Genomic DNA, 13,514 nt, shown 5'->3' on the forward strand with positions numbered 1-13,514 from the left:
GTCACCTCCTTCACCGGCGGTGATCATCGTGCCCCGGACGCTGACCGGGTGCTGATTCGGGCCGGGGACGCTGGCTGTCATCACGGAACGACCAGGAAGGTACCCATGCGCATCACCGGATTCGACTACCAGCGCGTGCCCGTGGCGGACGGCGTGGCACTCGACGTCGCCGTCGCCGGGACGGGCAGCCCGATCGTGCTGTTGCACGGCTTCCCCCAGACCCACCTGATGTGGCGGCACGTCGCGGCGGATCTGGCGGCCGATCACACCGTCCTCTGCCCTGACCTGCGAGGATACGGTGAAAGCGACAAGCCCGCCGACACCGGCGACACCTACTCGAAGCGGTCGATGGCGGCCGACGTCGTCGCCGTCGCGAAGGCCTTCGGCCACGACCGGTTCGCCCTCGCCGGGCATGACCGCGGCGCGCTGGTCGCCCTGCGGGCGGGGCTCGACCACGCGGACAGGGTGAGCCACCTCGCGATCCTCGACGTGCTGCCGACGCTGGACATGTGGGACGTGCTGCACGGCGCCGGTGCCGCGGTCGGCTTCCACCTCTACCTGATGGCTCAGCCGCCCGGATTGCCCGAGCGGCTGATCGCCGGCGCGCCCGACGCGTTCTTCGGTCACTTCCTCGACGCTTGGACCCGGAACGGCGATGCGATCCCCGCCGACGTCCGTGCCGCGTACCTGGAGGCGTCACGGAAAGCCGTGCCGTCGATCGTCGCCGACTACCGCGCGTCGGCGGGGATCGACGTCGAGCACGACGAGGCGGACCGCGCGGCGGGCAACCGGCTCACCATGCCGCTCACCGTGCTTCAGCAGGACTGGGGCGCCGTGCTCGGCTACGACGCCGTCGCGCTCTGGCAGGCGTGGGCGACGGACCTGGACCACCGGACGGTCACCTCGGGTCACTTCATGGCCGAGGAATCACCGGCGGACGTGGTGAAGGCGCTTAGGGATCTGCTCACGCGCTAGAACGGTTTGGGCAAGGTCGTGAGTGACAATGATCGTTCTAACGGTCTTCCTCACTCACGACCCCCTCGTGGAATCCTTGCCATCGGCCTGAGCCGAACGGCCCAACTCACGCCCCCACTGGCGGCAATCGACCGCCGATCGGGTTTGGCCCTCACCCGGACGGGTATCGGGAGGCGGCACGACGAACGAGGGGCCCGACATGAAACCCACCGCCAAACGCGCGCACACCGTCGCACGCGATCTCCTTTCACTCACCAGATCGGGTGAGGCCGACCGGCTCGCCACCGCCCTGGTGTCCATCGCCACCTCCACCCGGCGAGAACCGGCGCTCGACGACGTCGTCGGGCGACTGGTCGACACGTTTTCCCTGGCGGCCAAGGATCGCCGCCGTTCGCTGCGGATCGGCGAACCGTTCACGCTGCGTCTGCGGGATCACGCGGGCATGACGGTCCGGCCCGACCGTCTCGATCCGGGAGTGGCCGCGATCGTGCGGGCCATCGCCGCCAGCGTCCGCGACGACCGGGACACCTGCGCCGACCAGATCGGGCAAGCGTGTGAGAACGCCGATCTCAACCAGCGGATCCGGGTGCTCGCGCACTGCGTGGTCTGGACGGCCGATCTCCTCGGCACCGACACGACCGCCTATCCCCCGGTGCTGTCCTGCCTCAAGGTATCGCAGCCAGGTAACAGTCCATAGTAGACATTGCGCGGTTCGGATGACTTCCGGCCCGTCGTATGGACATCCTCCGCACGGAACGGCAAGCTGGACAACCGCGCACGAAGTCCCGGCCCCCGATGACGGGCGCACCTTGGCGGCCAGTTCCCCCGAACCAGGAGTGCAGATTTGGACGAGGTAGCGCCCTCGACGGTACCCGCGGACTCCCGTGCCGCCGCCACGGCGGGGCGGCTGCCCAACCCGGACAGCAGGTTGGTCCGGGCGGCCGTGGCCGGTGACCCGGACGCGCTCCGCGACCTGACCCGTTTCCTTTCCCCGCACGTGTTCCGCTACTGCGCGAGCAGGCTGGGGACCGCCGGGACGGGCGCCTGCGACGCGCAGGACTGCGCGCAGGAGGTGTTGCAGGCGATGCTGATCGCCTTGCCCCGCTACCGATACCGGCCGGACCGGTTCCTCGCGTTCGTCCTCGGTATCGCCGGGCACAAGGTGGCCGATCTGCACCGGCGCCGTTCCCGCGAGCCGGTCGCCTCCGTACCGGAGATCGGCGACGGGCTGACGGCGTGGGCGCGCCGCGATCCGGACGAGATCGAACGGCTGGAGCACCGGTTGCAGGCCGGGGTCCTGCTGGCGAGGTTGCCGATGCCGCACCGGCAGGTGCTCGCGCTGCGGTTCGTGTTCGGGCTTTCGGCCGAGGAGACGGCGGAACGGCTCGGCCTGCCGAGCGCGGGGGCGGTCCGCGCGGCGCAGTTCCGGGCGCTCGCCCGGTTGCGGGTCCTGCTCACCGAGCGGAACGCCCGTTACGCGAACGATGTCCCGATCATCGGGCGAATCCCCGAACCGGAGCTCGTCCCGGTATAGAAAAGTCCACTTAGGACGTTGCCCTTCTTGTACGGCGCTTGTACGACGCTCCTCCATCCTGGCCCCCCAATCGGGGAAACCACTGGAGGACACAGATGAAGTTCCGATCGAGGATCGCCAGAGGCGCCGTGGGCACGATCGCGCTGGCCGGGGCGATCATGCTCGGCGGCGCGGGCGAGGCGCTCGCGGCGACGGGCACGGTGAACACCGACTCCGGGGCGGCGGTGACCGTGCGGTCGAGCCCGAGTACCAGCGCGAGTTCGGTCGGCACCGTCGCGAGCGGCACCGCCGTCACGATCGACTGCCAGACGAACGGCACGACGGTGACCGGGAAGTACGGCACCACCGACATCTGGGACTACGTGCCGTCGAAGGGCGGCTACATCAGCGACGCCTACGTCTACACCGGCTCGGACGGCCGGGTCGCCCCGGACTGCGCCGGCAGCACGCTCTCCTGTTCCACCGCCGGCACCGGCAACCCGAGGACCTGCGCCGAAGCCATCGCGTGGGCGAAGGCGCACGTGCACACCCACAACGACCCCGACTACTACCGCTGGTGCGACCGGATCAACGCGTGGGCCTACGGCTGGAACGCCAGCGGCTCGGAAACGGCCTACGTCCACTGGACCCAGATCCCCGGTTCGTTCAAGCACCCCGGTGACACCCAGGTCCCCGCGGGCGGGCTCGCCTTCTTCAGCAACGGCGGTACCGGGCACGCGATGTTCTCCATCGGCGGCGGCAAGTTCCTGTCGAACGACATCCACGGCCCCGGCAGCTTCACCGAGACCACGATCGCGGAGATCAAGAACACCTGGGGCTACACCTATCTCGGCTGGTCGCAGCCGTGGTTCAAGATCAACCACTGACCGCTCGAGTGGCTTCGAAACGCTGCCGGACGAAGGGGTCCTCGCCCGGCAGCGTTTCCTCCGCCCGCCAGGAGAAACTCGTGGCGGTCAGCTCGGAGAAGATCCACCGGCGCCGGACGCCGCCGGTGTCCGCCTCGATCTCGAAGCCGTCTTCGGTCCGTTTGCCGAGGAACGGGATCACCCAGCCGTTGCCGGGGCCGAGCCAGGTCGACCGGAACGCGTCGATCTTCTCGTCGTAGAAGCGCAGGCTCATCCCCCACTCCCCGTCCACGCCGCCGGTCCGGCTCGCCCTGGCGGGACTGATCCACACGTCGGCCACTGCACGGCCGTCCAGCGCCCAGCCGAAATGCCATTCCCCGTCGACGGTCCGGACGGTCCCGTCCTCGGCGTGGTTGTGCACCACGAGATCCCAGCTGCCGATCAGTGGCTCGAACACGCTCAGCCGTCCGGCGAGTTCGGGGCGTGGTCCGGCGGCGGTGAAAACGGCGGCGATCCGTTCGGTGACGTCCATGCGGCCAGAATGGGCACTTTGACAGTATGCTGTCAACCATGAGCGAGCTCGTCCACGACTACCGGTTGCTGATCGCCGACGTCTACGAGCTGGCGGGAGTGAGCCGCCGGATCAGCGAACGGGAAGCCGCCGGACAGGGCACGACGGTCGCCCGCTGGCACGTGCTGAGCGCGGTGTCCGAAGAACCGCTGGCCGTCCCCGCCATCGCGCGACGGCTCGGCCAGGTCCGCCAGGCCGTGCAGCGCGTCGTGGACGACCTCACCGAGGCCGGCGAACTGTGCGCGCGGCCCAATCCCGCCCATCGCCGCTCGGCCCTGTACGCCATCACCCCCGAGGGCGAACGGCTGCTGAAGCGGCTGTGGGACGCGAGCGAAACCCGGCGGCGGGACGTGCTCGACGGCAGCGGTGTCACGACCGAGGAGCTGCGCCGGGCCCGCGACACGCTGCGCAGGTTGTCAGCCGCGCTCAGCTCCTGAAAGCGCCCTTTCGTCGCATCGTGATAAAAAGCGGCCACTCCATCGGGTTAGAGTTGACGGATGGGCACCGAAGCTCTCGCTACTCCCGCACCCCGGGAGCAGCGTGTGCTCATGCAGGCGATGCTCACCCGGCTGCCCGAGTTCAGTGATCGCCTCGCCCAGCTGCTCAGCGACGAGGACGAGTTCTATCACCAGGTGGACAGCACCGCGCCGGACGAGTTGCGCAAGGTCTGCCGGGCGAATCTCGAACGGGCGCTGACCGCGCTCGTCGAGGGGCGGGGGCTGCCGCTCGACGCGGCACGCAAGACCGGACTGGCCCAAGCCAGGCAGGGCATCCCGCTGCCGTCCGTGCTCCGCGCGTTCCGCATCGGCGGGATCTTCGTCTACGAGCGGCTGCTGGAGCTGGCGGGCCCCGGCTTCATCAACCCGGCCCGCACGGTGGAGATCAATTCCAACGTGTGGAAGACCATCGACCTCTACTCCGACGCGCTGACCACCGCGTACAGCGAGGTCGCCGCCGAACTCTCCCAGGAGAAGCTCGCCCTGCTCGACGGTCTGCTGCAGGGCCGGTTCGCCACCCAGCCGGAGCTCGAAAACGCCGCGAAGGAACTCGACCTCCCGGCCGCGGGCACGTTCGTCGCCGTCGTGACCGAAGCCGTCGAGCCGGAGGAACGGCCCGGTGTCGAGGCGCTGCTGCGGGCACGGCGCTGGAAATCGGCCTGGCGGCCCGGCGCCGAGGTCGGACTCGTGGTGATCGACCGCGTCGAAGATGTCCGGCGGCTGCGTGACCTGCTGGGCACCCTGCCGCTGGCGGCGGGGATGAGCAGGCCGTTCAACGGATTCCTCGAGGTACCGGACGCGGTCCACCGGGCCCGGATCGCCCGTCGCTCACTGGCCGCGGGCGCCGCCGGTGTCGCCGTCTTCGGCGACTCGCCGGTCACCACGCTGGTCGCGAGCGCGCCGGAGATGTCGCGGGACGTGCTGCGTTCCGTGCTGACCGGGTTGCTGGTGCTGCCCAAACCCGAGCGGCAGGTCCTGCTCGACACCCTGATCGCGTGGTTCGCCGGGCACGGCTCGGCCAAGGAGGCCGCGGACCGGCTGATCGTCCACCCGAACACGGTCCGCTACCGGCTGCGCCGGGTGCAGGAGCTGACCAAACGCGACCTTTCCGACCCGGTCGACGTCGGCGAACTCTATGTCGCGCTGGAAGCGGTCCGGCTGACCGACATTTAGGCCTGCCGCTCCGGCGCCAAGTCGGCGTCGATGATCCTCGCCAGGTCCAGCAGCGTGTGCCCGAGACCGGGCCGCGCGATGAGCCGCACCGCGAGGGTGCGGCCGCGCGAGGTCGTGGCGACCGGCAGGGTCACCTCGGGATTCGCGGATCTCGTCCACTGTGGACGGCGCCCGGCGGCGGACAGGACGATGTCGGGATGCGGCGACCGCCGCCCGGGGCGCCACCGTGACCTCCTGGCGTCGAGATCACGGATCACGTTGCCGTGCAACGAAAGCAGCGCGGCCACGTCGGCGACGGCGTCCCGGAGCTCGACGTCGGTGATGGAATCCGAGTACGCGCCGATGTCCAGCGCGCGGCGATCGTTCGGGTCCTGCGGCACAGAGTTCCTTTCCACGCACCGGAAGTCGTCCGATGGTGGTCCCGATCACGTTGTTCCGGGGAACAAACATGTTTGGCTGACTGCGCCGAATGGGGGCGCCCGTACCACCTTCCGGTCGCACGGCGTGCCTGTGACCGTCGGTCACACCTTTGACGCCGACCGGTCCGCGGGCCAGTATCTGGCGACTGATTACCGATGGGTAATGTGTCTCACCAGGAGGACCGTTGCGTCGAGCGTTGAGCCTGATCTTCTTGGCCCTAGGGGTGTTCGCCGTCGCCGGCGCGGTGTTGCTGCCGACGTATGTGAAACCCGAACTCGCCAAGGTGCCGCTGAACCAGGAATCGACGTCGATCCTCGAAGGCACCGCGTCGAAGGTGCTGGCGGTGAAGACCGTGGGCGGCAAGACCGTCACGGAGATCCGTGACGACGCCAAACTGAAGGCGACCGCTCGCGTGGTGGCGAACTTCGCGCCGCCGGAGATGCGGGAGGGCACGGACGTCGCCGTCTGGCTGATGGCCGTCTCGGTCGTCGACACCAGCGACCAGACCGTCGTCAGCGCGAGCAAACGCCAGGTCTGCTTCGATCGCCGCACCGCCGAGGGCTACGTGCCGCCGGGTGGCGACCAGGAGGCGAAGTGCTCGGCCAACAGCAGCTTCGTCACCAAACTCAAGGAGAAGCCGGAAAAAGAGGGCGAGAAGCCCGAGGAAGTCCAGGAGTACAAGGCGCAGCCCGGCCTGAACTTCAAGTTCCCCTTCGGCACCGAGCAGAAGGACTACCAGGTCTACGACGACAACACCGGCCGCGCGGTGCAGGCCAGGTTCAAGGGCGTCGAAGACATCAAGGGCGTCGAGGTCTACAAGTTCGTCCAGGAGATCCCCGACACGAAGATCTCGACGAAGAAGGTTCCGGGCTCGCTCATCGGCGCCACCGGGGACTCCGTCGAAGCGGGGCAGTTCTACAAGGGCACCATCACGAGCTGGATCGAGCCGGTGACCGGGATCCAGGTCAGGCAGGAACAGCAGTCGCACCAGGAACTGCGGTCGGCCGCGAATCCCACCCCCACGGTGGTCTTCGACGGCAAGCTGGCCTTCACCGACGCGACCGTCGACGCGATGGTCAAGCAGGTCGACGAGAACAAGGGGAAGCTGGACTTCATCGGGAGCACCGGGCCGATCGTGCTCGGGATCGCCGGCGCGGCCTTCCTCGCTCTCGGGGTCTTCCTCCTGGTGAAGCGCCGCCCCGCCCCTTCCCGTCACTGACGCTTGCGCAGCACCATCACCAGATTCCACGACGCGACCTCCCGGACACCCGGGACACGCGCGATCCACTGGGCCCAGGAGGGGTGGTATCGCGGATAGACCTCCTGGAGATCGGCGAGCGGCGCGGCCTTCCCCCACCGGATGGCCGCGCCGGCCGAAAAGGCGAAAAGGCTCTCGCCGAATTTGTTCTTCGGCTCCTTCCCGTTCTTTTCGAGATAACGCCGACGGGCGTAGTGGCCACCGAGGAAATGCCACGGTGCCGTCTCGTGCCCGCCCCACGGCGAATACCACGGCGTGAACGAGGCGAAAACCGTTCCGCCGGGTTTGGTCACCCGGCACATCTCGGCCAGCATGACCTCGGGTTCGGAAACGTGTTCGAGGACGTTCGACGAATAGCAGACGTCGACGGACGCGGTGCGCACGGGCAGTTTCGTCCCGCTGCCACGCACCATGTTCTCACCGGCCTCGCCCCGTGCCGTCAGCTCGCCGACGTCGGGATCTATGCCAAGGTACGTGGCTCCGGCGGCACGGAACGCGTCGGAGAAATAGCCGGGACCGCCGCCGACGTCGACGACGGTTCGGCCGTTCAACGGAGTGTGCTGCGCCAATTGCCGGACCGAGTCCTCGGCGAGCACCGAGTAGAAACCGTCCGGATCCGTCTGTTCGGTGAGAAAAGCCCGGAACAACGTCACCGATCTGCGCAAGGTGGCGCGATGAGGCATCGTCACTGGAGCCACCGACCGATTACCGACCATCGAACCATCGCTTTCCGAGAATGATTCATCTACCGTGTACGCACCGGTAACCTAGCATTGTCGCTAACAGGTTGGGAGAACCACGATGGAAAGGCCACGTGTGCTGCTCGTCAACTGGCGCGACACCGGGCATCCGGAGGGCGGCGGCTCCGAGCGGTACGTCGAGCGGATGGCCGAGGGGCTCGCCAAGGCCGGATACCGGGTGGAGATCCAGTGCGCGGCGTACCCGGGCGCGAACGCCGGGGAATGGCGCGACGGCGTCCGCTATCGCCGCCGTGGCAACAAGTTCGGCGTGTACCTTCACGCGCTCCGGGCGATCCGGAAGGCGCACGCCGACCTCGTCGTCGACGTCCAGAACGGGATGCCGTTCTTCGCCAGGCTCGTCGCGGGCTGCCCGGTTCTCGTGCTCGTGCACCACGTCCACAAGGAGCAGTGGATCAGCGCGCTCGGCGAGACGCTGGGCCGCATCGGCTGGTGGATCGAGTCGCGGCTGGCACCGTGGCTGTTCCGCCACTGCCGCTACGTCACGGTTTCCGAGATCACCAAGGGCGAATTGGCGGGTCTGGGGATCGAAGGCTCGCGGATCACCGTGGTCCCCAACGGTTTGGACACTCCCCCGCGCGGCAAGGCCGTCCGGGAGACCGAACCGACGCTGGTCGCGGTCAGCAGGCTGGTGCCGCACAAGCGGATCGAGCACGCGATCGACGTCGTCGCCGAACTTTCCCGGCGCTGGCCGACGCTGAAGCTGGAGATCGTGGGCCAGGGGCCTTGGGAAGAGGTCTTGCGCAAGCACGCCCGCGACCGGGGCGTCGAAGACCGGGTGCGGCTGCACGGCTGGGTGGACGAGAACGAGAAACACGAGATCCTGGAACGGTCCTGGCTGCACCTGTGCCCGTCGGTCAAGGAGGGCTGGGGAATCGTCATCATGGAGGCCGCCGCGCACGGCGTGCCGTCGGTGGCCTACCGGGCGGCTGGCGGGGTGGCCGAGTCCATTGTGGAGGGTAAGACCGGTCTGCTGGCAGACGACTTCGCCGATTTCACCGCCCACGTCGGCGGGCTGCTCGCCGACCGGGTACGGCGGACCGAAATGGGCAAGGCAGGCGTCACCTGGGCGGGCCTGTTCGACTGGGAGCACAGCGTGAGCCGCTTCGAATCACTCGTGCGCGACGTGGCCGGGGTGGCCATCCCGCAGCCCAGGGTATTGACGTCGCAAGGCTTCCACGATCCCGTCGGCCAGGTCGGCCGTGGCGGCGTCGTCGAAGTCCTTGCGGCGTGCGCGCACGGTGACGGTGCTCGTCTCGCCGACGGTCACCGCGCCGAACGCCACGCCTGAGCGGCCGCTGGCGGCGGGATAGAACGCGATCGAGGTGACCGCGTCCGCCGCCGAAACGACGCCGAGATTGGAAACCAGATAGGTCGAACCGAGTCTGCCCGCCAGCAGCCGGGTGCCCAGCCGGGCGATCCGGCTGCTGCGAGCGGGGAAATCGGGCTCCGGCGGCTGTGTGGCCAGCAGCGCGCCGACTTCGGCGACCGCGGGCTTCCTGCCGAGCCGCAACCGGAAGAACGCGCTGTCGTGCAGGGGTTCCGGCGCGGCTCCGCCCCGCCACGAGGCCCCGACCGCGGCCACCACCCGTGCGGTTTCCTCGCCGTGCCGGGCGTTCCACGTCTCGGTCAGGTCCGCGGCGGCCGCGGCGAAGGCTGCGGACCCGAATCGTGAGCGAGGGAGGATCCTGGCGCTGAACACGTCACCGGGGCCGCTTTCTGCGCGTTCCGGGGTGATTCTCGCCGGAGGCGCGAAAACGGCTTCAGCAAGCCTTTGGAAGGCGGAGACGAGAAACGAGCGGTCCGCCGTGCGGGTACCGATTCCCTTGGCGGCGGACGAGATCGGGACGTCGAGGGCCAGTCCGAGGACGGCGAGCAGGCCGAGACCGTCGAGCGCGCCGTGGTGCGCGGCGATCAGCACGACCGGTTCGTCGACGCCGACCGCGACCCGGAGCAGCGGCGCGCCGCGTTCGTACGCCGCCTCGGCGAACCGATCGCGGACCGACGGAAGTTCTTCGCTCCGAACGGCTTCGACGTCCGGAGCGGCGCCGAGCCAAGGCCGTTCCTCGACCGCGACCGCCAGCCGCATGCGAGCCTTTTCCGGTGTCAGTGCCGAAGACAGCCTCGCTTCCAGGAGGATGCTCCAGGAAACGGTGGGGTCGCCGTAGAGCCCGACGACCCGGCCGGCGTGGTCGGAAGCGAGCTCGGACACCGGCTCAGCGGTTGCCGTAAATGACGTGCTCGGGGCTCGAGTTCGGGTTGAACTGCTCCTTGATCTTCGCCTGCACCTGGGGTGCGGTGTCCGGGTCGGCGGTGTTCGTCAGCGCGTAACTCCCGCCCGCGGCCGTTGCGAGCCCGATGATGACGGCGGCGGCCGCGCCGATGAGGGTGCCCAAGACCTACTCCTTCCGCGACAGGGAATTCCTGCGTCGGCTCAATGTACGCACCGGTAACTTGAGGCACAACAGTGCGGCCGCGATCGTCACCAGCGCTACTCCGTTTGCCAGCACCACGAAGACCGGTGATCGCGTCCCGGTCACGGCGGGCTCACCGGGAGTGCGGTAAAGCGTGAGCCACTCACCGGACCACACCGGTTCCGCGCCAGTCAGCAACCGCGGATCGACGCGCCCCGGCGTCCCGTGTTCGACGAGGATCCAGCCGATTCCCGCCGCCGACAGGTCTTCCGGCGACTTCGCCGCGCGGACACGGTCCATTCTGGAATCCTCGCCGGAGATCTCCTCGCCGCCGACGCGCAGTGTGTCGTCGGCGAGCACGGTCTCGGGCAACGCGCGCGGTGCCGGGTCCAGCTGGGTCCGGTGGTCGTTCCAGGCGAAACTCCGGAACGTGGACAGCGGCAGCGCGACCACGTCGCCGGGCCGGTCGTCTTCGGCGAGAACGCGGTGGACGGCGTTCCAGTCGTCCGGGTAGCGCACCGCTTCGAGCCTTCCCCAGCCGCCCCAGGCGAGATCAGGCATGGTGAGCAAGGGAAACAGCGCGGCGGCCACGACGAGCGCTCCACGCGCGGCCCCGGTCCGCAGACGCGCGGCGGCGGCCTCGACCGCGAGCGCGAAGCCGAGCGCGACCGGAAGCGCCCACCAGGCCACCCATTTCTGCGCGTCCCGCAGCAGTCCCGCGCCGGGCACGTGTCCCATCGCCCAGGACAGCACGGGTTCGCCGAACGGCAGGGTCGCGAGCGAGGCGAGCACGACACCTAGAACTCCCAGCAGCAGCAATGCTCTCGCGGGCGGTGTGCCCCACTTTCGCGCCAGCGGGCGGAGCCCGGCCAAGGCCACGGCGACCGTGACGAGGATCAGCACCGGTGCCATCGGCGCGCCCCTGCTGCCGGGGACGACGTCGCCGTTCCAGATCCCGCCGAGCCCGAGCACGCTCAGGATGGCCGGGCCCCAGCTCTCCGCACGGGCGCTGAACGCGGCCACCCCGGCGGGGTCGGACAGCGTGCCGCCGTCGTGCAGGAACGTCGGGACGAGCCACGGCAGGTTGAGCACCACCGCGAGACCGACGGTGTGGCCGAGTTTTCGCGGTCCGGCCAGCGCGATCGCGGTGAGTGCGGCCAGCACTCCGCCAGGCGGGGTGAGCATCGCGAGGGCGCAGGCGAGCACCAGCCGCGCGAACGCCCTCGGTTCGTTCCGGCGCAGGGAAAGCGCGGCGCGCACGATCCACGGGAGGCAGGCGTAGGTGAGCAGGAGCGGCCAATGCCCGATGAACAACCGCTCCGCGAAATACGCCGTCCACGCGTAAGCGGTGGCGGCGACGATCCGCGTACCGGGTTGCTCCGTCGGGACCAGCCGCGCTGCGCCGTATGCCGCCACGAACAGCGAGAGGAACAGAATGATTTTCTGGACGATATCGCCGGGGACGACGGTGGTCGCGAGCGCGATCACGGCGTCGGCGGGAACCGATCGCGGCAGCGCGGAACCGAGCCCGAGCGCGTCCGGGATCAGCGACTGACGCTGGGCGAACACCATGTCGTAGCTCAGGACGAAACCGCGGCCGAGCACCGGCAGGAACACCAGCAGCGTCAGCCCGGCCGACACCGCGGCCAAGACCAGACGTTCGCGCCGTGCGTCCAAGTGCTCTTCCCTTTCCGCCTCGATCGCGGTTATGGTCGCGGAGATTACTCGCCGGTAATGGGAGCTCCGTTGAGCGTAGACGCCGAGGTCGGGCAGACCAGGACCGACAAGCGTGTCGCGGCGATCCTCGTCTCGCTCGCGCTGGCCGCGAACAACGCCGGCGCGTACGCGCTGAGCATCGTCGCCGCCCGGCTGCTCGCGCCGAGCGCGTTCGGTGAGCTGAGCTCGCTGCTGGCGGTGCTGGTGATCGGCGTCGTGCCCGCGATGGGGCTGCAAACCGTGGTCGCGCTGCGGGTGGCCCGGCTGCGTTCATCAAAGGAGTCGCAGGACAGCGGGACACTGCTCGCGCTCGGCCTCACGACGAGCGCCATCGTCGCGACGATCGGCCTGATCCTGGCGCCGGTGCTGGTCTTCGTGCTGCACCTGGATTCGGTGGTGCCCGCGCTGCTGCTCGCCGTCACGCTCGGCCCGCTCACGCTGCTCGGCCTCTTCCACGGCCTGCTGCAGGGCGGTGGCCGCTTCGCGCTGCTGGCCGGGCTCATGTCGCTCGAAGGCGTGGGCAAGGTCGGCGGTTCGCTGCTCGGCCTGCTGATCGGCGGCGACGCCACCGGCGCGCTGGCCGGGACCGCGATCGGCTCGTACCTGGTGATCTTCTGCGGCTGGGTCCTCTGTGGACGGCCGCGGCCCCGCAAGGCGGGCTGGCACGCGGGCGAGGTCCTGCACGCGGCCCAGGCGATGCTGGCGCTGGTCCTGCTGGTGAACCTCGATCTCGTGCTGGCGCGCCACACCCTCCCCGCTGCGGAAGCAGGCGAGTACGCACTCGGCGCGATCGTCACGAAAATCGCCTACTGGCTCCCCCAAGCCGTCGGTGTCCTGGTGCTTCCCCGCTTCGCGAACGGCGCCGACCGCCGCCGCATCCTGCCCGCCGCCCTGGCCGTCTGTGCCGCTCTCGACGCCTTCGTGCTGTTGGTCTCTTTCGCTTTCGGGCCGCGTCTGCTCTCGTTCATCGGCGGCTCCGGCTACGCCGCCAGCACCATGCCGGTCTGGCCGTTCGCCCTCGCCGGCTCGATGCTCGCGCTGGTGCAGATCCTGCTGTTCTCGCGCCTCGCCGCCGGTGACCGGCGGGTGACCGTGCTGATGTGGACGACCGTGGTGGTGGAGACGGTGCTGGTGACCACTTGGCTGCACTCGTCGGCCGTCCAGGTGGTTACTGTCGCCGCTTGCTGTGCTGGCGGGTTGGCGCTCTCTGGCGCGGTGTTGGAGCTGCGGTCGCGACGATGAGCCGCGACTGTGTGGATTTTGGGACGTCAGATGTCCCAAAATCCACACGGTCACGTATGAAAGGTCCGGTCACGATCCCAGGCTGGCAGGTTCTGTCGGTGATCGGCTCCA

General features: G+C 69.2%; 14 protein-coding genes. 9 read left to right on the forward strand and 5 right to left on the reverse strand.

Features of this window, described 5'->3' with window-relative positions:
- The first annotated feature begins 105 nt into the window (after nt 1-105).
- From ACFWIW_RS20055 to ACFWIW_RS20070, 4 genes are all read left to right on the forward strand, one after another.
- The gene (locus ACFWIW_RS20055) at nt 106-975 is read left to right on the forward strand and encodes an alpha/beta fold hydrolase (RefSeq protein WP_378369803.1); all 870 of its coding nucleotides are present in this window, start codon (nt 106-108) and stop codon (nt 973-975) included.
- Nucleotides 976-1,174: 199 nt separating this feature from the next.
- A complete protein-coding gene (locus tag ACFWIW_RS20060) occupies nt 1,175-1,672 on the forward strand; it encodes a hypothetical protein (protein ID WP_378369804.1) in 498 nt (165 codons plus the stop codon).
- Between the two features lie 147 nt (nt 1,673-1,819).
- Nucleotides 1,820-2,509, forward strand: coding sequence for a sigma-70 family RNA polymerase sigma factor (locus tag ACFWIW_RS20065; RefSeq protein WP_378369805.1), 690 nt, complete (start codon nt 1,820-1,822; stop codon nt 2,507-2,509).
- Nucleotides 2,510-2,604: 95 nt separating this feature from the next.
- Nucleotides 2,605-3,375 (forward strand): SH3 domain-containing protein, encoded by a 771-nt coding sequence (locus ACFWIW_RS20070; protein ID WP_378369806.1) that lies wholly within the window; start codon nt 2,605-2,607, stop codon nt 3,373-3,375.
- Here the strand turns inward: ACFWIW_RS20070 and ACFWIW_RS20075 are convergent.
- The gene (locus tag ACFWIW_RS20075; RefSeq protein ID WP_378369807.1) at nt 3,365-3,886 is read right to left on the reverse strand and encodes a hypothetical protein; all 522 of its coding nucleotides are present in this window, start codon (nt 3,884-3,886) and stop codon (nt 3,365-3,367) included. The two genes, ACFWIW_RS20070 and ACFWIW_RS20075, sit on opposite strands and share 11 nt — an antisense overlap.
- A gap of 38 nt (nt 3,887-3,924) precedes the next feature.
- Between ACFWIW_RS20075 and ACFWIW_RS20080 the strand changes: the two genes are divergently transcribed.
- Both ACFWIW_RS20080 and ACFWIW_RS20085 read left to right on the forward strand, forming a co-directional pair.
- The gene (locus tag ACFWIW_RS20080) at nt 3,925-4,362 is read left to right on the forward strand and encodes a MarR family winged helix-turn-helix transcriptional regulator (RefSeq protein ID WP_378369808.1); all 438 of its coding nucleotides are present in this window, start codon (nt 3,925-3,927) and stop codon (nt 4,360-4,362) included.
- A gap of 60 nt (nt 4,363-4,422) precedes the next feature.
- Nucleotides 4,423-5,595, forward strand: a complete 1,173-nt coding sequence (locus ACFWIW_RS20085) for a PucR family transcriptional regulator (protein ID WP_378369809.1) — start codon at nt 4,423-4,425, stop codon at nt 5,593-5,595.
- On the opposite strand, the gene ACFWIW_RS20090 is transcribed toward ACFWIW_RS20085, so the two are convergent.
- On the reverse strand, nt 5,592-5,975 hold the full coding sequence (locus ACFWIW_RS20090; protein WP_378369810.1) for a hypothetical protein: 384 nt from the start codon (nt 5,973-5,975) through the stop codon (nt 5,592-5,594). The genes ACFWIW_RS20085 and ACFWIW_RS20090 overlap by 4 nt on opposite strands.
- 224 nt (nt 5,976-6,199) lie before the next feature.
- Between ACFWIW_RS20090 and ACFWIW_RS20095 the strand changes: the two genes are divergently transcribed.
- Nucleotides 6,200-7,234, forward strand: coding sequence for a DUF3068 domain-containing protein (locus tag ACFWIW_RS20095; RefSeq protein WP_378369811.1), 1,035 nt, complete (start codon nt 6,200-6,202; stop codon nt 7,232-7,234).
- Here the strand turns inward: ACFWIW_RS20095 and ACFWIW_RS20100 are convergent.
- On the reverse strand, nt 7,228-7,926 hold the full coding sequence (locus ACFWIW_RS20100; RefSeq protein WP_378369875.1) for a methyltransferase domain-containing protein: 699 nt from the start codon (nt 7,924-7,926) through the stop codon (nt 7,228-7,230). The genes ACFWIW_RS20095 and ACFWIW_RS20100 overlap by 7 nt on opposite strands.
- A gap of 163 nt (nt 7,927-8,089) precedes the next feature.
- Between ACFWIW_RS20100 and ACFWIW_RS20105 the strand changes: the two genes are divergently transcribed.
- Complete coding sequence (locus tag ACFWIW_RS20105) at nt 8,090-9,322, forward strand: glycosyltransferase family 4 protein (RefSeq protein WP_378369876.1); 1,233 nt, start codon at nt 8,090-8,092, stop codon at nt 9,320-9,322.
- Between the two features lie 925 nt (nt 9,323-10,247).
- Here ACFWIW_RS20105 and ACFWIW_RS20110 read toward each other — a convergent pair.
- Both ACFWIW_RS20110 and ACFWIW_RS20115 read right to left on the reverse strand, forming a co-directional pair.
- Nucleotides 10,248-10,427: a hypothetical protein gene (locus tag ACFWIW_RS20110; RefSeq protein ID WP_378369812.1), complete on the reverse strand. Its 180-nt coding sequence runs from the start codon at nt 10,425-10,427 to the stop codon at nt 10,248-10,250.
- Nucleotides 10,428-10,430: 3 nt separating this feature from the next.
- Nucleotides 10,431-12,122: a hypothetical protein gene (locus ACFWIW_RS20115; protein WP_378369813.1), complete on the reverse strand. Its 1,692-nt coding sequence runs from the start codon at nt 12,120-12,122 to the stop codon at nt 10,431-10,433.
- 69 nt (nt 12,123-12,191) lie between these two features.
- Between ACFWIW_RS20115 and ACFWIW_RS20120 the strand changes: the two genes are divergently transcribed.
- Nucleotides 12,192-13,403: a lipopolysaccharide biosynthesis protein gene (locus tag ACFWIW_RS20120; protein ID WP_378369814.1), complete on the forward strand. Its 1,212-nt coding sequence runs from the start codon at nt 12,192-12,194 to the stop codon at nt 13,401-13,403.
- The last annotated feature ends 111 nt before the right edge of the window (nt 13,404-13,514 follow it).

Origin of the sequence: Amycolatopsis sp. NPDC058340 (genome assembly GCF_042723975.1) — a bacterium.
Taxonomy (GTDB): domain Bacteria; phylum Actinomycetota; class Actinomycetes; order Mycobacteriales; family Pseudonocardiaceae; genus Amycolatopsis.

Bases quoted from the DNA above. Each gene is read 5' to 3' on its own strand.
- ACFWIW_RS20075 (WP_378369807.1), bottom strand. From the start codon at position 3,886: ATGGACGTCACCGAACGGATCGCCGCCGTTTTCACCGCCGCCGGACCA.
- ACFWIW_RS20055 (WP_378369803.1), top strand. From the start codon at position 106: ATGCGCATCACCGGATTCGACTACCAGCGCGTGCCCGTGGCGGACGGC.
- ACFWIW_RS20080 (WP_378369808.1), top strand. From the start codon at position 3,925: ATGAGCGAGCTCGTCCACGACTACCGGTTGCTGATCGCCGACGTCTAC.
- ACFWIW_RS20070 (WP_378369806.1), top strand. From the start codon at position 2,605: ATGAAGTTCCGATCGAGGATCGCCAGAGGCGCCGTGGGCACGATCGCG.
- ACFWIW_RS20085 (WP_378369809.1), top strand. From the start codon at position 4,423: ATGGGCACCGAAGCTCTCGCTACTCCCGCACCCCGGGAGCAGCGTGTG.
- ACFWIW_RS20060 (WP_378369804.1), top strand. From the start codon at position 1,175: ATGAAACCCACCGCCAAACGCGCGCACACCGTCGCACGCGATCTCCTT.